Source organism: Thermobacillus sp., from assembly GCF_003390775.1.
GTDB lineage: Bacteria > Bacillota > Bacilli > Paenibacillales > Paenibacillaceae > Thermobacillus > Thermobacillus xylanilyticus.
The window spans coordinates 1-19,918 of sequence record NZ_QEWA01000027.1 but is presented as its reverse complement, the minus strand read 5'-3'; the positions used below and the strand labels follow the sequence as shown (position 1 = coordinate 19,918).

General features: G+C 60.9%; 18 protein-coding genes and 2 pseudogenes. 5 read left to right on the top strand and 15 right to left on the bottom strand.

The features are described 5' to 3' along the window. Positions 1-7: 7 nt before the first annotated feature. Positions 8-700: pseudogene (ispD, locus tag C6W55_RS03500) on the bottom strand (2-C-methyl-D-erythritol 4-phosphate cytidylyltransferase); the annotation flags it as partial. Between the two features lie 169 nt (positions 701-869). Continuing rightward, the gene (locus tag C6W55_RS03495) at positions 870-1,964 is read right to left on the bottom strand and encodes a PIN/TRAM domain-containing protein (protein WP_015253256.1); all 1,095 of its coding nucleotides are present in this window, start codon (positions 1,962-1,964) and stop codon (positions 870-872) included. Between the two features lie 187 nt (positions 1,965-2,151). Here C6W55_RS03495 and C6W55_RS03490 point away from each other — a divergent pair, with 187 nt between their 5' ends. Further along, a complete protein-coding gene (locus C6W55_RS03490) occupies positions 2,152-2,538 on the top strand; it encodes a hypothetical protein (RefSeq protein ID WP_015253255.1) in 387 nt (128 codons plus the stop codon). 88 nt (positions 2,539-2,626) lie between these two features. On the opposite strand, the gene pssA is transcribed toward C6W55_RS03490, so the two are convergent. The 4 genes from pssA to C6W55_RS03470 form a co-directional block, all read right to left on the bottom strand. Further along, positions 2,627-3,364: a CDP-diacylglycerol--serine O-phosphatidyltransferase gene (gene pssA, locus C6W55_RS03485; RefSeq protein ID WP_286891492.1), complete on the bottom strand. Its 738-nt coding sequence runs from the start codon at positions 3,362-3,364 to the stop codon at positions 2,627-2,629. A 175-nt stretch (positions 3,365-3,539) separates the two neighbouring features. After that, complete coding sequence (gene disA / locus C6W55_RS03480; RefSeq protein WP_015253253.1) at positions 3,540-4,616, bottom strand: DNA integrity scanning diadenylate cyclase DisA; 1,077 nt, start codon at positions 4,614-4,616, stop codon at positions 3,540-3,542. A 26-nt stretch (positions 4,617-4,642) separates the two neighbouring features. Continuing rightward, positions 4,643-6,007, bottom strand: a complete 1,365-nt coding sequence (radA, locus tag C6W55_RS03475) for a DNA repair protein RadA (RefSeq protein ID WP_015253252.1) — start codon at positions 6,005-6,007, stop codon at positions 4,643-4,645. A 105-nt stretch (positions 6,008-6,112) separates the two neighbouring features. Next, complete coding sequence (locus C6W55_RS03470; protein ID WP_286891490.1) at positions 6,113-7,042, bottom strand: alpha/beta hydrolase family protein; 930 nt, start codon at positions 7,040-7,042, stop codon at positions 6,113-6,115. Positions 7,043-7,220: 178 nt separating this feature from the next. Here C6W55_RS03470 and C6W55_RS03465 point away from each other — a divergent pair, with 178 nt between their 5' ends. The 4 genes from C6W55_RS03465 (at position 7,221) to C6W55_RS03450 (ending at position 10,868) form a co-directional block, all read left to right on the top strand. Next, positions 7,221-7,910, top strand: coding sequence for a PspA/IM30 family protein (locus tag C6W55_RS03465; RefSeq protein WP_213485164.1), 690 nt, complete (start codon positions 7,221-7,223; stop codon positions 7,908-7,910). Between the two features lie 88 nt (positions 7,911-7,998). Beyond that, positions 7,999-9,024: a TFIIB-type zinc ribbon-containing protein gene (locus C6W55_RS03460; protein WP_286891488.1), complete on the top strand. Its 1,026-nt coding sequence runs from the start codon at positions 7,999-8,001 to the stop codon at positions 9,022-9,024. Then, positions 9,021-9,824: a TPM domain-containing protein gene (locus tag C6W55_RS03455; RefSeq protein WP_286891487.1), complete on the top strand. Its 804-nt coding sequence runs from the start codon at positions 9,021-9,023 to the stop codon at positions 9,822-9,824. Before C6W55_RS03460 ends, C6W55_RS03455 begins: the two co-directional genes overlap by 4 nt. A gap of 24 nt (positions 9,825-9,848) precedes the next feature. Next, positions 9,849-10,868, top strand: coding sequence for an SPFH domain-containing protein (locus C6W55_RS03450; RefSeq protein WP_286891486.1), 1,020 nt, complete (start codon positions 9,849-9,851; stop codon positions 10,866-10,868). An 86-nt stretch (positions 10,869-10,954) separates the two neighbouring features. Here the strand turns inward: C6W55_RS03450 and C6W55_RS03445 are convergent, their stop codons facing one another. The 9 genes and pseudogenes from C6W55_RS03445 to C6W55_RS18240 all read right to left on the bottom strand — a co-directional run. Continuing rightward, positions 10,955-12,328, bottom strand: a complete 1,374-nt coding sequence (locus C6W55_RS03445) for a glycosyltransferase (RefSeq protein ID WP_286891485.1) — start codon at positions 12,326-12,328, stop codon at positions 10,955-10,957. A 27-nt stretch (positions 12,329-12,355) separates the two neighbouring features. Next, positions 12,356-13,345 (bottom strand): glycosyltransferase, encoded by a 990-nt coding sequence (locus C6W55_RS03440; RefSeq protein ID WP_286891484.1) that lies wholly within the window; start codon positions 13,343-13,345, stop codon positions 12,356-12,358. Positions 13,346-13,359: 14 nt separating this feature from the next. After that, positions 13,360-15,066, bottom strand: coding sequence for an ATP-binding cassette domain-containing protein (locus tag C6W55_RS03435; protein ID WP_286891483.1), 1,707 nt, complete (start codon positions 15,064-15,066; stop codon positions 13,360-13,362). 31 nt (positions 15,067-15,097) lie between these two features. Further along, positions 15,098-16,816, bottom strand: coding sequence for an ATP-binding cassette domain-containing protein (locus C6W55_RS03430; RefSeq protein ID WP_286891482.1), 1,719 nt, complete (start codon positions 16,814-16,816; stop codon positions 15,098-15,100). Between the two features lie 68 nt (positions 16,817-16,884). Beyond that, the gene (locus tag C6W55_RS03425; protein ID WP_286891481.1) at positions 16,885-17,142 is read right to left on the bottom strand and encodes a 4Fe-4S dicluster domain-containing protein; all 258 of its coding nucleotides are present in this window, start codon (positions 17,140-17,142) and stop codon (positions 16,885-16,887) included. Further along, positions 17,130-17,771 carry a S24/S26 family peptidase gene (locus C6W55_RS03420; RefSeq protein WP_041853738.1) on the bottom strand — a complete coding sequence of 214 codons (642 nt, stop codon included), beginning with the start codon at positions 17,769-17,771 and terminating at the stop codon, positions 17,130-17,132. Before C6W55_RS03420 ends, C6W55_RS03425 begins: the two co-directional genes overlap by 13 nt. 53 nt (positions 17,772-17,824) lie before the next feature. After that, a complete protein-coding gene (locus C6W55_RS03415; RefSeq protein ID WP_015253240.1) occupies positions 17,825-18,121 on the bottom strand; it encodes a PqqD family protein in 297 nt (98 codons plus the stop codon). Next, complete coding sequence (locus C6W55_RS03410) at positions 18,093-18,632, bottom strand: SPASM domain-containing protein (protein ID WP_286891547.1); 540 nt, start codon at positions 18,630-18,632, stop codon at positions 18,093-18,095. Before C6W55_RS03410 ends, C6W55_RS03415 begins: the two co-directional genes overlap by 29 nt. A 45-nt stretch (positions 18,633-18,677) precedes the next feature. Then, positions 18,678-19,181 (bottom strand): annotated as a pseudogene (locus C6W55_RS18240) (radical SAM protein); the annotation flags it as partial. Positions 19,182-19,918 lie beyond the last annotated feature (737 nt).

Below are 19,918 nucleotides of genomic sequence, written 5' to 3'. Positions count from 1 at the left end.
GCAGCCATTCCGCTGCCGTCAAATCTTCCGGCGTCGTAATCTTCACGTTCGAATATTCGCCTTCCGCAACGGCGACCGGATGGCCGTACCGCTCGACGATGCCCGCGTCGTCGGTCGCGGCGAACCCTTCGCGCGCCGCCCGCTCGTGACAGGCGAGCAGCAGCTCCCGCCGGAACGCCTGCGGCGTCTGCACCGCCCGCAGCGTGCGGCGGTCCGGCGTCGCCGCGATCCGGCCGGCCTCGTCCACGACCTTGATCGTGTCCTTCACCGGCACGGCGAGCACCGCGGCGCCCGCCGCTTCAGCCTGCGCCATGCAGCGCCTGACCGCCTCGGGCGTCACGAGCGGCCGGACCGCGTCGTGCACGAGCACCCATTCGCCCGTCGCCGCGGCGAGCCCGCGGTGCACCGACTGCTGCCGCTCCGCGCCGCCGGCGACGATCCGCCGCACCTTGCGCAGGCCGTGCGCCGCGCACAGCGCCTCGCAGCGCCCGATCTCGTCCGCGCCGGTCACCAGTACGATCTCGCCGATCTCCGGCATCGCCTCGAACCGTTCCAGCGCATGCAGCAGAATCGGCTTGCCGGCGAGCGCGAGATATTGTTTCGGCTCGGCCGTTCCCATGCGCGAGCCGCGTCCCGCCGCGACGACGACAGCGCTCCAGGCCGGCGGGGAAGCGGCCGAGTCTTCTTTTCGCTCCAACATGCGGCAATCCCGCCTTCTCGCATCCAGCGTATCTTCCCTATCATACAACAGCGCTGTCGGCGGTTCAACGCCGGTGCCTTCAAACACGCCAAGGCCGCCCGAGCGGCCCCGCTCCGTCAGGAGCCGGGTGCCGTCGGACGGCCTCAAGCCGGCAATGGCAATCCGCCGCTTACTGCGCCTTCTCGAGCAGTTTCGGCTTGGCGAAGATCATGCGCCCCGCCGAAGTCTGCAGCACGCTGGTGACGAGCACTTCCATCGTCGATCCGATGAAGTCGCGCCCGCCTTCGACGACGATCATCGTGCCGTCGTCCAGATAGGCGACGCCCTGGCCGTGCTCCTTGCCGTCCTTGATGACCTGGACGACGATCTCCTCGCCCGGCAGGACGACCGGCTTCACGGCGTTCGCCAGATCGTTGATGTTCAGGACGGACACGCCCTGCAGCTCGCACACCTTGTTCAGGTTGAAATCGTTCGTCACCACTTTGCCGTGCAGCGCCTTCGCCAGCTTCACCAGCTTGCTGTCCACTTCGCCGATTTCGTCGAAGTCGTCCTCGTAGATCAGCACTTTCACGTCCAGTTCTTTCTGAATCTTGTTCAGAATGTCAAGCCCGCGCCGTCCCCGGTTCCGCTTGAGCAGATCGGAAGAATCGGCGATATGCTGCAATTCTTCCAGAACGAATTCGGGAATGACCAGAGTACCCTCGATGAATCCGGTCTTGCAGATATCCGCAATCCTTCCGTCGATGATGACGCTGGTATCCAGAATCTTGTGCTCCTCGTGCCGCGGTTCGGTTTCCTCCGGCGCCGGCGCCTGACGCGGTTCCAGCAGCATCCGGACGAGGTTTGCGAGTTCTTCTTTCTTGCTCAGCCCGATGCGCATCCCCATATAACCGAAAAATAACGTCATCACCGCCGGTACGACAAACCCTGCACCGGGCAATCCCGCAGCAGCCGGATAGAGAAGCGCCGACAGCGCCAGACCGGCCGTCAGCCCCAGACCGCCCGCCGCCAGATCGATCGTCGGGATGGACGCCGCGCGTTCCGCGCCCTGCTGCATCCATCGCGCCGCCGGCCCGGCCAGCATCGTCGCGGCCGCGAGGCCGATCAGCGCGCCGAGCGCGACATTGGTATAGTAATTGCCCGACCGGAACCAATCGCCGTAACCGCTCCAGAGTGCGGTGCCATGGGTCCAGGCGTAAAGCGAGTCGCCCGCCATTCCCCCGAGAATCAGGCCCAGCACCTGGATCGTGCGTTTGACCGCCATATTCTTCACCTCCGTTACAATTATGCGCCGATCTTGGACGCCCTAACCGTAGGGAGGCGATTTTCGCGGAAAGCGGCCGATTCCGCCGTGCACAATCGCGTTTATTAAGAAATCTTCTTTTGGAAATCCGGCCCTGCATGTTCTATAATGGAAATCGTGAACGACATTCTCGAAATGAGGTGGAAGGATGACGCTGGAGGATTTTCAGCGGCAGGTATCCGAGCTGCTGCTTCGCCATCGCAGTCTGTTGGATGTGTTGTCCAAGCACGGACAATCGAGCGCTTCCGTGAACCGAGCCGTCACCAAGGCCGTCACGGAGTGCGGGTGCATCGAGCTGCACGCCCGCAAGCAGGATTTCCGCAGCGAACTCGATATCGAAGAGCTGAAGCTGAAGCTCGACCATCACATCTCGGGAACGTTGTGCGAGAACTGCCGGGACGTGCTGAAGGCCGAGCTCGGCAAGCAGATGTTCTACATGGGCGCGCTCGCCAATCTGCTCGACATCAAGCTGGACGACGTGCTCGAAGAGGAATCGAAGAAATGCGCCACGCTGGGCATTTTCAACATGACCTGATCCCCGGCCGGCGTCTGCACCACCGATCGGAACGACGAAAAAGCCCGAAGACAGCGGATGCATGTCCTCGGGCTTGTTTGCTTGGGCTCTAAGCCGTGTGTTCGGATTGCGTCGACTCTTCCGCCTGGCGGGCACGGGCCCGCTTCTTCTTGGCGATGCGGCGGTCAACGTTTTTTTTTAGTCCGTAGAGCGCATACAGCACAAGCGGAATAAAGACGATCTTCGGCAGATGGTCGGGGAACAGCAGGCCGAGCGCGACGGTGACCGCCACGATCAGCGGCACGATCCATACCGCTTGCCGCGGAATGCCGACCTTCTTGAAATTCGGATACTTGATGTTGCTGACCATCAGGAACGACAGCGCCAGCGTGGTGATCATCAATACGATGACGGGAATGTCTTCGTAGAACAGCGCCAGCGTCGCGACGACGACGCCTGCGGCCGGAATCGGCAAGCCGACGAAATAACCCGGCGATCCGGAGGCGGTGTTGAACCGCGCCAGCCGAAGCGCGCCGCAGATCGGGAAAATCGCCGTGATGATCCAGGCTGCTGCCGGGTTCACATCCTGGAACGCGGCGACGTACATGATGAAGGCCGGAGCAACGCCGAAGGAAATGACATCGGACAGCGAGTCCAGTTCCTTGCCGAAATCGGTCTGCGCGTCCAGCGCCCGGGCAATTCGGCCGTCCACGCCGTCGAGCAGCATGGCGAAGATGACCATCAGGGCCGCCAGTTCCGGGTTTCCATGGAACACGAGCATGATCGCGGCAATCCCGAGGAACAGGTTGCCGACCGTGATCAGGCTCGGTATGGACTTCGTGATCATCTGCTCCACCTCATCTCTTCTGTGACCCCAAGCAAAACGTCACGTCCGGCGTCGTCCATTCGGGCGAACGCATCCGTTCTGCGGTGGAAGACAAGCCGATTGGCAAGCGAAAAGCTTATCAAGGCTTATCTTCGAACAATGTCGGGGAGCGGGATTCACCCTATTCTAATGAATATCAGATGTGCCTGTCAATGAACACTTGTTCCTGCAGGCGCCGCAGACCGTCCCGGATGGCGCGGGCCCTCGCTTCGCCGACGCCGTCCACCTCATCGAGCTCTTCGATCGTCGCCGCAAGAATCCGCGGCAGGCTGCCGAACCGCTGAACCAGATTGTTGCGAATGACGGACGGCAGGCGCGGGATCTTGCTCAGCAGGCGGAAGCCGCGCGGCCGGACCGGTTCCTCCGCGCCGGCCTGCGCGTGCGGATGCCCGAGCAGGCGGACGACGACGGCCGGGTCCAGCAGCTCCTCGATGGTCAGCCTGCCGAGCGACGCCGCGACTTCGCGGACTTTGTCCGCTTCGACATTCTTGGCGTAGTCGTTGAGCAGCAGTTTGTATTCATTCTCGATGCCGCCGACGAGTTCTTCCAATTGCATGCGGATGAGCCGGCCTTCCGTGCCGAGCTCGTGAATATACCGCTGGATCTCGGCTTTCACCCGGAGCACACGCTCGATGCGCTGGATGACGGACGCCACTTCCGCGAGCGTGACGATCTCCTCGAATTCGGATGCCGACAGGTTCGTGAAGTCCTGGCGCAAGACGGTCATATAGTGCTCAAGCGTCTGGATCGCCTGATTCGCTTTCGTCAGAATGACGCCGATATCTTTCAGCGCGTAGCGCAGATCGCCCTGATACAGCGTGATGACGCCGCGCCGCTGCGAGATCGAGATGACGAGCTTGCCGGTCTGCTTCGCCACCCGCTCCGCCGTCCGGTGGCGGATGCCGGTCTCGCTCGACGGGATCGAGCTGTCCGGGATGAGCTGCGCGTTCGCGTACAGGATGCGCTCCAGATCGCCGCTCAGGATGATCGCGCCGTCCATTTTCGCCAATTCATACAAGTTATTGGGGGTAAATTCGCAGTCGATCGCGAAACCGCCGTCGACGACCGCCGCCACTTCCGGCCCGTACCCGACGACGATCAGCGCGCCCGTCTTGGCCCGCAGCACATTCTCCAGCCCTTCGCGGAACGGCGTTCCCGGAGCGACAAGCTGCAGCAGCCGGTTCATCACATCCTGCGGATTCGATGGTTTCATGACCGTACAGCCTCCTGCCCTGCCGTCTAACCCAATGCGACGCTGAGCGCTTCTTCCACCGATCCGACGCCGATGATCTCGATGCCCTCCGGAGGCTTCCAGCCCCTCATGCTTCGCTCCGGCATGATGACCCGCTTGAACCCGAGCTTGGCCGCTTCCTTCACCCGCTGCTCGGCGCGGGAGACGGCGCGCACTTCGCCGGTCAGCCCCACTTCGCCGAAAATGACGTCATACGGCCGCGCCGGGGCGTCGCGGAAGCTGGATGCCAGGCTGACGGCGGCCGCCAGATCGACCGCCGGTTCGTCCAGCCGGACGCCGCCTGCGACGTTCAGGTATGCGTCCTGGTTCTGGAGGAACAGGCCGATCCGCTTCTCGAGCACGGCGATGATCAGCGCCATCCGCTGATGGTCAATGCCGGCCGACATGCGCCGCGGAGACGGGAACATCGTCGGCGCGACCAGCGCCTGCAGTTCGACGAGCACGGGCCGCGTTCCCTCCATGCTGGCGGCGACCGTCGAACCGGAGACGCCGAGCGGACGCTCGGACAGGAACAGTTCCGACGGATTCGCCACCTCGCGCAGGCCGGCTTCCGACATTTCGAAGATGCCGATCTCGTTCGTCGAGCCGAACCGGTTCTTGACTGCCCGCAGCAGCCGGTACGAATGATGCCGCTCGCCTTCAAAATAAAGGACGCAGTCCACCATATGTTCCAGGAGCCTCGGACCGGCGATGGCGCCTTCCTTCGTAACATGCCCGACCAGCACGGTTGCAATCCCCCGGATTTTCGCCGCGCGCATGAACCAGGCGGTGCATTCCCGCACCTGCGCAACGCTGCCGGGCGCTGAAGGAACGGAAGGCTCATACACCGTCTGGATCGAGTCAATGACGAGAAAATCCGGCTGCACCTGCTCGATCGCCTCGCCGATCGCCTCGACGTTCGTCTCGCACAGGACGAACAGCCGCTCATGCAGCGCGCCCAGCCGGTCCGCCCGCATTTTCGTCTGCCGGACCGACTCTTCGCCCGATACGTAGAGCACCGTCCGCCCGGCAGATGCCAGCTCGTGCGAGGTCTGCAGCAGCAGCGTCGACTTGCCGATGCCGGGATCGCCGCCGACGAGGATGAGCGATCCGGGCACGACGCCGCCGCCGAGCACGCGGTTCAGTTCCCGCATGCGCGTCTCGATTCGCGGTTCGCTCCCGCCTTCTATGTGTATGATCGCTTTCGGTTTTTCTTGCGTCTGGAAGGCTCGGGACGCCGCCTGCGCTTTGTGCGCGGTCTCCCGCTCCTCGACCATCGAGTTCCATTCGCCGCAGCCGGGGCATTTGCCCATCCACTTCGGCGATTCCGTGCCGCACTCCGTGCAGACAAACTTCGTCTTGATCTTCGCCATGCTTCGATTTCTCCGTTTCCGCCGCCAAATTGTCATTCCAAGTTTACCATTTTCGGCGTCCGGAAGAAAGAGATTTGCGAACAAATGTTCTCTATCAATCCGCCATCATAGCCATTTCCGCAGAAAAGCGAGCGCCTCCCGCCGCATCTCCTCCGTCTCTTCATGGCCGACGGGGAACCGCAGCTGCCGCCACCGGTCTTCCGCGCCCAGCGCCCGGTAAATCTCCCGCATGTCCCGCTCGATCGAGTCGAGCCCCTGCACCGGCGTCAGTTTGTCATGTTCGCCGGCCAGGCTGAGGTGCGGCCGCGGGGCGATCAGCGCATTGATCTCCGCGGCGCGGAAATGTTCCAGCAGCCCCGGCACGAAATAGTAGAGATTGTGCCCGTCATAGGCTCCGGTCTCAAGCAGCGCATCGTACTCGGATAGCGAGCAGATGTCGACGACGGCCCGGATGCGCGGTTCAAGCGCCGCCAGCCACCAGGCCATCGTGCTGCCCATCGACATGCCGAGGGTGGCGATCCGCTCCGGATCGACGTCCGGCCGGGACGCCGCGTAATCGACCGCGCGCAGGCTGTCGAACACCATCATCCCCCACATGACGCGGCCGCGCCAGAGCATTTCCTTGAAAATCTGCCTTTCCGTCCGCGTGCTGCGCTCGCCGAACGCCCAATGGTCGATGCAGAGCACCGCATACCCTTCCGCCGTCAGCGCTTCCCCGTAAGCCGGCTTGAGCAGATAAGGCGCCGAACGCAACACTTCCTCCTTGCCGACGTCGTAGTAGCCGCCGTGCGAATGATTGTAGATGACGAGCGGCAGCCGGCCTTCCGCGCCGGCCGGCTTCAGAAAGTACGCCGGCACCGGCTCCAATCCGTTCAGATCCAGGATCAGCTTCTCGATCTTGATGCCGCCCTCGACGCTCGAATCAACCGTCCTGGCTTCGGGTACGCCTCGCCGCTCGGGAAGTTTGCCGAGCAGGGCGTACAAAGCCTCCCGCCGCGCCTTCTGTTTGCCGGGATCTGCGAGTTCCCAGGTCATCCGTCCATGCACCCGCCTTCTGGTTTGCAGAGCTATTCACTCGCAAGTCCGTTATTTGTATCCGCTTTCTAAAAGTTTACCAGATTGCAGAACCTGGTTGAAACCTTTTCCCCGGCCGGACAGTATCAAATACTGTAGTTGGCGATTCGCATCCATTATGAACGGGAGGCTGGGAACGATGAGCATTTTGGCACGTTTCAGGGACATCATGGCCGCAAACTTCAATGCATTGCTCGATAAAGCGGAAGACCCGGAAAAAATGATTGACCAATACTTGCGCAACCTGAACAGCGACCTGGGGAAAGTGAAGTCGGAGACCGCCGCGGTCATCGCCGAAGAGCGCCGCACCAAGCGGGAATACGACGAGAACCAGGAAGAGATCGCGAAGCTCGAGCAATATGCCATCAAGGCGCTCGAAGCCGGCAACGAAGCCGATGCGCGGAAATTTCTCGAACGGAAAGCGGCTGCGGCCGCGAACGCCGAGTCGCTGCACAAGGCGTGGCAGATCGCCGCTTCCAACGCCGAGCGGATGCGGCAGCTCCATGACAAGCTGGTAAGCGACATCAGCGAGCTGGAGAAACGCCGGGCGATGCTGAAAGCGAAATGGTCGGTGGCGAAGACGCAGCAGCGGATCAATCAGATCACATCGTCGGTGACGGATTCCGGCCGCTCGCTCGCCGCATTCGAGCGCATGGAAGACAAGATCAACCGCGAGCTCGACAAAGCCGAGGCGCTGGCCGAGCTGAACGCGGGCGCCACGGACGATATCGAAGAACTGAAAGCGAAATATGACACCCCTTCGGGGACGTCCATCGACGACGAATTGGCCGCTCTGAAAGCGCGCATTCAGGGCAAGGAACAAGCTTGACCGGAAAGCTGCGGCCCGCAAGAGGCCGCGGCTTTTTTCTCTTGTTAGGATCGGCTTATCGGGTTCGAACGGAAAGGGGTGACGCGCTTTGGTCCTGCATTACAAATGTCCGCACTGCGGAAGCGACATGATCTATGACGCCGATACGGGAAAGCTCGCCTGCCCCTCCTGCCGCACGCGGCTGGACATCGAAGAGATGGACGTTCCGCGCGAACCGGCGGGGGAGGCGACAGAGACCGTCACCTGGCATTGCAACAACTGCGGCGCCGATCTCATGGCGCTGCCCGAGACGGCCGCGACAACCTGCAGTTTCTGCGGCGCCGGCGTCGTCATCGCGGAACGGGTGACGGGCGACCAGTCGCCGCATTACGTCATCCCGTTTACCATCAGCAAGGAAGAAGCGATCAAGGCGTTCAAGAAATGGTGCCGGAACGGGCTGCTTACGCCGAAAGGCTTCATGACGGCCGACCGGATCAAGAACATCACGGGCATCTATGTGCCGTTCTGGCTGTACGACCTGAACAGCCGGGCGAGGGTGAACGCCACCGCCACGAAGGTCCGCACCTATACAAGCGGCGATTACCTGTACACCGAGACCAGCTATTACGACGTCTACCGCGAGCTCGATCTCCACTACGTGAAAGTTCCCGTTGACGCATCCGTGAAAATGGACGACCGTTTCATGGACCGTCTGGAGCCCTATCAATACAGCGGCCTGAAGGAGTTCAAACCGCCGTATCTGGCCGGTTACCTGGCGGAGAAATATCAGTTTACGGACGCCGAATTGCTGGATCGGGCCAAAAACAAGATCCGCAGCTACATCGAGTCGGCCATCGGTTCAAGCCTGTCCGGCTACACCACCGTTACCCGCTTGTCGGAGGATATCGAGACGCGAAACGTGAAAAGCCACTACGTGCTGCTCCCCGTCTGGCTTGTCGTCTATGATTACGATAATTTTGAGCACAATTTCGTCATGAACGGCCAGACCGGCAAGGTGGTCGGCAAGCCTCCGCTCAGCTACGGGAAAATCGCCGCCTGGTTCGGCGGCATTGCGGCCGGCGTGTTTCTGGCGATGAAGTTCTTGTCCTTGGCGATGGGAGGCGGTTTCCTGTGAACGGACGGAGGAGAAACGCCTGCTTTACGATGCTCTTGCTGCTGGTATTCGGAATCGGACTGATGAGCACACCGCAAGCGATTCAGGCCGCGAGCGGGCCTCTGGTGTACGATTACGCGGAATTGCTCTCCGACGAGGAAGAGGCCGCACTCGCCGGCCTTGCCGCCAGATTGGGCGCAAATCGCGAAACCGACTTCATCATCATCACGCTGGACGGTACCGGCGGCATGGACATTCAGGACTACGTCGCGCACTTCTATGACGAGACCGCGCCGGGCTATGACAAGCCCCACGGCAACGCGGCGATTCTGGCCATTGACCTGAAGGAGCGGGATGTGTTCCTAGCCGGATTCGGCAAGGCCGAAACGCGGCTCGATTCCGGAAGACTGGACAAAATCCGCACGAAGATTACGCCCTCCCTCTCGGAAGGCGATTACTACGAAGCGTTTGAGAGGTATGTCAAGCTGGCGCATCAATACATGGGCTACCGTCCCGGCGTCAATCCGGACAATATTTTGTTCAAGTTCTGGTTTCAGGCAGCCGTCTCCCTGGTTGTCGCCGGCGTGGCAGTCGGCTTCATGGCAATCAACTCCGGCGGCCGGGTAACCGTGAACGCCCGCACCTATCTGGACGAAACACGATCGGGCATTGTCGCCAAGCATGATCGTTTCATCAACAAGACCGTCACGCGGACGAAGATCGAGAAGCCTTCCTCCGGCGGCGGCAGCTTCGGAGGCGGTGGCGGCGGCGGTGTCACGCCGGGCGGACGTTCCTTCAGCAGCAGCAGGGGCAAGTTTTGATTTCCGAAGCGAGGAGGAGTGGTCATGTTTTTCCGCAAACAGTTCGCGAATGTGGTGGAATGGCAGGAATTTCGCGACGACATGATTTTTTACAAGTGGAAGAATGACGAGATCAAGAAGGGCAGCCGGTTGATCATCCGCCCGGGACAGGACGCGATCTTCCTGAACAACGGGAAGATCGAGGGGATATTCCGCGACGAAGGCGAGTATGACATCGAATCGCAGATCATCCCGTTCCTGTCCACGCTCAAAGGCATCAAATTCGGCTTCAACAGCGGCATGCGGGTGGAAGTACTGTTCGTCAGCACGAAGGAATTCGTCGTGAAATGGGGGACGCCGAACGTCATCAACATTCCGGCGCAAGGATTCCCCGGCGGCATGCCGGTCCGCGCCAACGGCACGTTCACCTTCAAGGTGAGCGACTATGTGACGCTCATCGACCAGATTGCCGGCGTGCGCGACCAATATCTGGTCGAAGACGTGCGCCTCCGGATCAGCGCCGTGCTCGATCAGCTCCTGATGAAATGGATTACGCGGGAAGGCAAGGACATGTTCAACCTGCAGGCCAATTCGTTCGAGATCGGCCGGGGCATCCGTGAGGACCTGGACATGGAGATGATGAAGAGCGGCATTTCGATCACCGGCTTCAACATCATCAGCTTCAACTATCCGAAGGAAGTCCAGGACATGATCAACAAGATCGCTTCCCAGGGCATGGTAGGCGACATCGGCCGGTACCAGCAGATCGCCATGACCGAAGGGATGGCATCCGGCAAGATGGCGGGCGGAGGAACCGCGGCGGACATGGCGAGCATGATGATGGGCATGCAGATCGCCGGGAAGATGCTGGAGCAGATGAACCAGCAACCGGCGCAACCGCAACCGGCTCAGCAGCAGCCGACCCGACCTCAGCCGGTTCAGCCGCAGCCGTCGGCACAGCCGCCGCAGTCCGGCGGCGCCGTCCGGCCGAACTTCTGCCCGAACTGTGGAACGAAGGCGGGCGAAGGCAATTTCTGCTCGAACTGCGGGCACAAGCTGGTGTGACCTGTCCGCGCTCTTTTCTTTATATTGCAAACAAGAATGCCATCTCGCCGCTCGGGGAGGTGGCATGTTTTTTACCAACCGATGATTTATCCTGTCGCCTGCCCGCCCGCAACATCCGGCACGCCGGCAGGACGTTCTTCCCGCCGAATCGTCAGGCCGTATACCGTCAGGTCTCCCCTGTGCCATACCGTCTCCATTCCGCAGCCATCCGGCATGCGCGGAGCCGGGGGAATGGGCAATTCGCCCAGTTCGAGGGATTCGCTCCGGAACAGGAAGACGCGGCGGGCGACCCGATCGAGCTCGTTCAACATCGCGCTCAGGAGCTCCGCCGGGAGTATTCGCCATATGTCCGTCACCACGGCGACGTCGTAATGCTTGTCTCCGCACGGGTGGACGGCGCCCAGCCTGTCCTCGACCGTCGCGTCCGGACATGCCTCGCGGATGCAATCCGCCGTTTCCCGTCCGATCGCACAGATCGCATCGGCCTGAAGCCTCTTCGCCGATTCGGGAGACAGGCAGCCGACCAGAAGCGTTTTGCCGTCCGCGGGCATGAAGGCGCCCGGGTCCAGCGTTTCGTAATCCCGGGGCAGCATTTCAACACCCATGTATAGATGCGGCAGCACCAGATCCAATCCGTACGGCAAATCCAGCTGCAGCATCTCGAAGGGCAGTTCCCGATGTTTCGAGTAGAAATAGGCCAGGTTCTTCTTGCTGGTCGCTTCGGGCGGCGCCGCCTGTTCGTGCGGGAGATGGAGTCCCCTGATCCGGTCGTCCGTGTAGAAGCGGACGCCGTGTTTCCAGAGTCTGTACCCGAATTCGATGTCCTCGTGCCCCCACCCGACGAATCCTTCATCGAAATATCCGACCTCCGACGCAACGGCCGTCTCCACGGTGACCAGACTAGTCCAGTACAGACTCCAGGGCGCCGATCCCCGGTTCAGGTCATGGCCCCAGAGATCGAAAATCGGCTGCCTGGCATCCGGATAAGCTCTCAGCATCGGACTTTTCAGGCATTGTTCCGGATGTTCGGAGATCGATATCTGCCTGAAATACCTCACCAACGGATGAGTCCCGTCTCTCATTTTCGAACCATGGACTATGCCGATGCATGCGGCTCTCCGGTGCCGCCGATGAAAATCGACGACGCTCCGGATGAAGTCCTCGCCCACGATGACGCCCGTATCGACGAAGGCGCAAATTTCTTGCCTGGCCAGCCGAATCCCCATGTTCCGGGCCGTTCCTGCGCGAAATCCCCGGTCCGGCTGGTAGCAATACCGCAAATCCAGCCGCGAATCGAACGAGCAGGCCACTTCTTTCGTGTTGTCGCTCGAGCCGTCATCGCACACGATGACCTCGAACGCCTTGGGATCGACATCCTGATGGCACAGACAGCGCAAGGTTCGCGACAGCCAGTCCGGACCGTTGTAAGTCGGAATGATGACCGTTACCTGCAACTCCACAACCCCTTTCTCCGCGAAGTGCCGTAGTCATTGGGCAATCGAAGGCGACAAATCCAGCACGGCTTCCAGCAGACGTTCCAGACTTTCGCCGGTGTGCCGATAGGACGCGAACGGTCGGCCAAGCGCGGATTCGACTTTTAGCGCGAGCGTCTCCTCGGTCAACTCCGATTCGTCCAGCCATTCGATATCGTTGCGCGCCGCCATCTGCCTTGCGTAAACCGCGTTGTACGGATTGACGTCCGCGGGGCGGGGAATGGCGATGCCCGGAATGCCCAGGGCGGCCAGCTCCCACAGCGTCGTGTGCCCTCCCCGACAGATGACCAGCCGGCTTGACGCCGCCTCGTTCAGGAACGTCGTCTGGTCAAGCACGAACCGGACGGAATCGTCCTTGAGCCGCTCGAGCGATCGGGTCAGCGTCCCGCCGTAAATCAGCTTCCGATACCGGCGGTCCGGCTTCAAGGCCTGGATGGCCTTCGCGAAGAAGCGGGCATCCGCGATCGTCGGGGATCCGGCGGTCACCACGATCTGGTCGGAAGGGTTGCGTTCGATCGGGGAGATGTCCAGCACCGGGCCGACAAACCGGATTTTCTCCCGGATCGCATCCGGAATCGGGAACAGCCAGTGGTCTTCCATATCGACCACCGCGATGCTGTCGGCCATCCGCAGATAAACGAGCATTTCCCGGTTGTCATCCAGCCAGTTCGTGACGAAGCACACGGGTATGCCCTGACTGACCGCGATCGGCAGGGCGAGCAGTTCTTCGTCGGAAACGACAAGTTCCGGAGCAACGTCACGGAACAGATCGAGCAGCTTCCGCACCCGCTCCGCTTCGTTGCCGAAGGCCGGCAGTCCGAGGTCGATCAATCGACCGTCGTAAAAATTTTTCAGCAGCGCAAGAGCGCTGGCATAGGACGCCATCGTCACCTCGTGCCCCGCCCGCTGAAGCGCCCGGGCGAGCAACATGTCCCGCCTGGCGTGCCCGAATCCGTTCCCCCGCGAAATGAGCAGAATGTTCAACCCGATTCCCCCTTTCATGATCCGCTTTCGACCTGCGCCGACGCCTGCAGGAGCGCCACCTGGGCGCCGTACATGTCCCTGAAGATGCCCTCTTCCCGGATCAGCTCCTTCGGGCTGCCGACCTGCGCGATGGTCCCGTTCCGCATCACATAGACGATGTCGCATTGCATGACGGTGCTGACGCGGTGCGCGACCAGGACGGCCGCCTTTCCCTCGGCGACGAATTGCTTCAGCTTCGCCACGACCTCCCCTTCCGTGATCGGGTCCATCGCCGCCGTCGGCTCATCCAGCAGCACGACCGTCTTCGTGTTCGAGATCGCCCGCGCCACGGCAAGCCGCTGCCATTCGCCTCCCGAGAGGTCGACGGCTTCCGTGTATCCCTGGCCGATTCGCCTCTCTCCGGCGCGGCGCAGGATGTCTTCCGCCATTCCCGCCGCATCGGCGCCCGGTTCATTCATGAAGCCGATATTTTCTTTCGCGGCAAGCGGAAATTGGGCAAAGTCGGCGTAAGCGACCGCCACCGCCCCGAGCCTCGCGGCGGCCGCGACCGGCCGTCCGTCGACGCGGACTTCCCCCCGCGTCGGCTCTAGGAGACCGCTGATGATATGGCACAGCGTCGTCTTGCCCGCGCCGTTCGGCCCGACCAGGCCGATCAATTGGCCGGTTCCGATCCGCATGTCGATCTCCGACAGGACATCCCGGGTGCCGTTAGGATAACGGAATCCGACCCCGGACAGTTCGATCTCTTCCCGGATTTCGATCGTCGGATGATCCGACGCCGGCACCGGCTGCCGCAAGAACTTCATCAGATTCGTCGAGATCAGCAGCTCTTGCGTCAGCAGCCGCAGCTCCAGCACGAACGCGTTCGCCTTGCCGAGCATCTCATCCACGAGCTTGAACGCGATGATCATGCCGCCGATCGCCGCCTTCGAGGTCAGAATGACCGCGACATAGACCCCGGTGATGAGCAGGAGCTGGCCGATCTGCAGCAGGACGGTGACGCGCTGCGATTTCAGCAGGAACGACAGGTTTCTGCCGCTGATTTCACGGAAGACGTCCCGCCACAGCTTCACGATGTAAGGCATATGGCGAAACAGCGCCCGCTCTTTCCCCAGATCGCCGTCCAGCAGGACGCTTCGGTAGTACTTCTCCCGAATGCGCTCGCCCGCCAGCTCGTTTTCGAGGTTGAACATCGCGCGCCCCAGCTTCATTTGCCTGTAGATGATGAGCGCCAGAGCCGCCAGCATGACGAGGGCGCCGACTTCCGTCACGAAGAACAGCGCGACAATGAGGCTGACGAGCATCGCCCCCGAGCGCAGCACGTCGAAGCCAAGCGTGAACAGGCGGTGTCCCCTGCCGAGACTTGACGCCGCCTTCTCCGCGTCCTTCATGTAGTCCTCGTCCAGGAACCGGACATACTCGACCTTGCCGAACCGGTCCATGAATTCTTCCCTGGCGATTCGCCCGATTTTCAGGTGAAGCCCCTCCGACGCGATCGAGGAAACCGCGTCAAGCAGTTTCTCCGCGATGGTTGCGGTAGCGAACAGAGCCGCCGTGAACAGAATCAGACTTTCGGGCCGGCCAGCCGCAATCTGCTCGATCGCCGATCCGAACAGATAGATGCGGTATCCCGGAAGCGCCCCCGCACACAGCGTCACAACCAGCGTGAAAATCATCCACGGCAATACGCCGACAAATCGTCTTGAACGGATCAGCCACACGGCACATCGCCCCCGAGAATCAATGCCCTGTTTACATGAACGATGATGAAGCTTTCCACATTTCCCGATAAAGCGGGTTCGTCCTCAACAAATGATCATGCGGGCCGTAGTCCGACACCTTGCCCGCTTCCATGACCAACACTTTGTCGGCGAACGCGCATCCGACCAACCGGTGAATGACGAAGATCACCGTGTAATCCCGCAGTTGCTCCATCACCGATGTCAGCAGCTCGAGCTCCGCGTCGGGATCGAGCGACGCGGTGGGCTCATCCAGAATGACGATGGAACCGGACCGGTACGCCGTCCGGTAAAGGCTTCTCGCCATCCCGATCCGCTGCCACTGCCCCTCGGACAGATCGACGCCGCCGATTTCCGGCCAGAGCATGGTCTTCTCCTTCCCGGGCAGCGAAGCAACGAAATCAGCCCGGACATGCCGAAGCTGCTGCTTCGCCAGCGCGGCATCCGGACGGTCAACATCGCCCAGCATCACGTTGTCTTCCACGGACAGCTTGTAGCGTCCGTAATCCTGCAGACAGAAGCCGCCGATTTCGTCCGTCTGCACGGTGCCCGTATCGGGCTTCAAAATGCCGCCGATGATGTGCATCAACGTGCTTTTGCCCGAACCGTTCGGTCCGACGACCGCCAGCTTCGTCCCTTTCGGAATGTCCAGGCTGACGCCTGACAGCGCCTGCTTGCGGCCGTCGTAGCTGAACGAGACATCGGTCAGACGGACGGCCATGTCCGGCCGAAGCGCTCCGGACGCGGCTTCCGGACGTTCCGTCTGCCGCCGGTCCGCGGCGTCGTCGAACAGGGGCGCCAAATACATTTTGCGTCCGAGCCAATGCTTGCCCTGGGTCAGCACCATGTTCAGCAACTGTTCCAGGTACAGGCCGCCGACCAGAAGCGCGGCGATGTCCCCGGCACCCAGCGCGCCTTCATGAAGCCTCCACAATCCCGCGAGCAGCACGATCAAGGTGACGATGCTCGTCGAGAGATTGCTCGCCAGCCGCAGGGCGGAGACGCGGACCGTATGGCCGATGGTCTTCCGCGCGATGGCGTCATACTCGTGCCGCCACTTGCCGCGCAGCCAATCCGCGATGCCGAAGACGCGCACTTCCTTGGCGTGCTTGTATGACGTAAGCGATTCCATGAACGCCGATTCCAGGCGCGACTGTTCGGCGATGCCGCCCAGGAACGCGGTCTCTCTCGCGGCGGCTTTCCGGGTAAGATAAACATTCAAGAGCGCCCCTGCAAGAATCAACGGCGGCGCCCACCAGGCCGTCAGCAGCAGCACCCACGTCAGAGCCAGTCCCGTCAGCATCGTCTGCAGCAGCGCGGCATACCCGTCGATGCCTTCGTGATACAGTGAGGAGACCGATTCCGAAGTGTTCGCCAGTCTGTTCCTCGTATCGGCCCGGATCCAGTCGTTGACCGTCGTCCGGTCCACCAGGCTGAACAGCCTCAGGGACAGCCGCTCGTAGATCCGGTCCTTGACTTTGCGCAGAAAATAGGGATGAAGCCCATAGAGCAGGATGGCGATGGCGCCGAGTCCCGCCATGATCAGGATGTAAGTGATCGCATCGCTACGGCTGTTCTGGTCGACGAAGTTGACGACCTGTTTGACCAGCCATACCTCAATTCCGGGCCACAACCCCAGCAGGACGATCAGGCCGAACGCGAGCCAATTGCTCATGTCTCCCGCGTTCAGGATGTTCCCCGCCTGTTTCATCGATGCAACGATTCTGCCCATACGACTCTCCTTCCCCCGCGATCATCACCCGCATCCGCGGAGCGTTTCGTTATCCGGAGCCGGTCGCGTCACCCGGATTGTCCGCGTGTTTCGAAAAAGAGCCGGTTCTCCTCGATGCTGTGCCGCCATTGTTTCGGCACCGCCGCCGCGGGGAATATAGCCGCGACGGGACATGTCAGATCGCAGAGGCCGCAATCCGTGCATTTGTACGGATTTATGTAATACTGGCCTGCGTCCTCGGACGTCTCGATCGCGTTCTCCGGACATACCGCGACGCATTTCGCGAGCTTCTCGCCCTCGCAAGGCGGAGTGATTACCCAAGCCATGACCTTCTCCTTCCCGCTCCGAAGCCGACCGCAACCCCCAGATCGAGCGCGATGTCTCTTTCCTGCCAGAACGCCGTCGACGCTCTTGCGACGAACGTGACATCGGTTACCCCGATGGTTCCCGTCGCGCGATCGGTCGTTCGGCCCGCTTCGTAGCCGATAAAGATCGAGATTTCTCCGTGGAACGGCGGCAGTTCGGACACATGCCGCCTCGCTCCGGGGTGGATCAGCAGCATCCGGCTTCCGGCTTTCTTCAGCTCATCCACCCTCGTGAAGGGGTCCGGTTCCGGCACAATGTCAATCGCCAGCGACTCCGACCACCTGCGGCAATCGTCGATTCCCGCCACGGCGGGATTCATGTATACAACCGGCGACCAGTCCGCGCCGCATTGCGCTTCGCGCTCGTCGTCCGCAAGTTCCACAATCCCCAGCACCTCGCTCATCGCGATCGGAGGATCGGCGATCTTGTTGCGGTCTCCGGCCGTCACCACCCAATCCCCCGATATCTCGATGATGCGGTGCGCCAAAAACCGGTTCATCCGGTCGCGATAGAGGACGATGTCCCCGATCCGCAATTTCCGAACCGGCAAGACGTTGACGGTCTGTCCGTTCCGCAGCAACGGATGCATGCAATCCCCCTGTATCCGGAATGCCACCGATCTTCCGTTCCGCAGGGCGCGGATCAGGAACTCACTTCCGTCAAGTTTGGACATTCCTCAAGCACTCCCAATTTCTCCAGGGTGGATATGAAGTCCCGGATGTCTTCATCAACCGTATCGTCCGGCGAAATCTCGAAACTGCCGCGAATTTCCCGCTGCGCCTCTTCGACGGTCCTCGGCTTCTCGGTGATGAAATGCCAGACCGCTTTGCTCACATCATCCTCCAGCACGTAGACTTCGCCGGCGCCGGTCAGGATGAAAATCCCTTCGATGTTCTCGTCATAGAAGACATCACCGGCCAATTGAAACCGTCTGCTCATCGGCGCGCTTCCCTCCCGCCAGTTTGAAATACGCGACCATTTTCTTGCGAATGCCACGGCGTATGCCGGAACATTCGAGCTGTGTCGTTCCGTTGACGTCGCCGGTCATGCCCCAGTGGAATGCTCTGCATCCTCCGCCGCACGATTCCCGGAATGTGCACTTCATGCACTCGGGCAGCGTATGAACCGTACGGTTCCGGGCCGCTTCGAACACCGGAGACGTCTCCCATATCTCCCGCAGCGGCTTCTCGCGGATCGAACCGGCATAGAACAACGGATGGTGCATGAGTTTGCACGGAAACACATTGCCCCTGGCGTCGATGGAGAACTCGCCGGTGCCGTGTCCGCACTGCCACCTGTGCTCAAATTGCTTTACACCCAACGATCGGCAGTCGTCATGCGCGGCGCCTTCCAGCTGCAGCTCCTCGATGCGATCGAGTATGCGCCTGCGCTCGGCGAAGGTGAGCCCCTGCGATCGGTCATCACCTCTGCCCAACTGGACGATGGGCATGATGTTGAGCCGGATGGAGCGCTGCTTCGTGAACTCGACCATCGGCTCGACCGCGTTCAGGTTGTGCCGGGTGACCGTCTGATTGAGCTTCAGACGGACGCCGGCATCCTGCAAATAGCCGATGGCCCGCATGACCCGGTCCCATGTATCCTTGCCGCGGTTCGCCTCATGCTCCTCCTTGTTCAGCGAGTCGAGGCTGATCGTGAACAGATCGACCAGCTTGGCGATCTCTTCGGCCTTCTCCCTGCTCGTGATCAGCGTGCCGTTGCTGATGACGTTCACGCGCAGCCCGATCTGCCTGGCATGCGCCATCAGGACGAGAAGATCTTTCCGGAGGAAGGCTTCGCCTCACGTAAAGACGATCGTATTCGTACCCAGATCCTTGATCTGGTTGATCATGTCCATGGCTTCTTCGGTGTCCATATCGCCTTTCATGGAACGGCCCGGACCGCTGTCCGCATAGCAGTAGATGCAGTTGAGGTTGCACTTGTATGTGGTCACAAAATAGACGTAGTGCGGCGGAACCTTACCCACCCCCTGCTTCTGCATCGATTCGAAATAATCGTAATCCGGCGGCCTTTCCCCCTGGTAACCGACCCGGTACAGGAGCAGCATGTTGACAATACGCCTCACCGTTCGTTCATCGTTGCCCGCCCGGATCAGTTCCGCCATGAGATCCCTCCTTTGCCACGCACATGATGGATCGGGGAGGGAAGGCCGCGGCGGGCCCTCCCTCGACTGGATAAGTACTTAGCATCCCGAACCACTGCCGGAAAAAGAACCACACGCGCAAGCGCAAGCCGCATAAGCGCCAGCCTCAACCTTGCGGATGATCGGTTTGCTGTACTTCCGCATAGCTTTATCACCTCCTTTCACACGTGTTGCCCACCCTCGGGTCAACGACAGGCATCTTTCACGTGTAGCGGGAACGGTGATTGTTGTGGAAGCGATTGCTGCAATCGCTTACAAATCGGTTGGCGGGATATCTGCAGTCTGTCAAGCGTTCCACTCCCAAAGGCAAGCAGAAATGCGCGGCCTGCCGGTTTGCACCTCGCTCGCCATGGGACAAGCTCAATTCCAATACAATAATAAAAAAGCAATTTTATTCCTTCAAGTATATATTGGCTCAATATCCCCAATTGTTAGAGGATTTATAATAACCTGAATCCGTGATCATTCGACGAATAAATACAAGGAGAAAGCAGGCAAATGCAGCCCCGAAGACGAATCATTCAGGTATTCGAAGCTTCGCAACCATTCACCTGCGGGGTGCTGTATGAAAATCA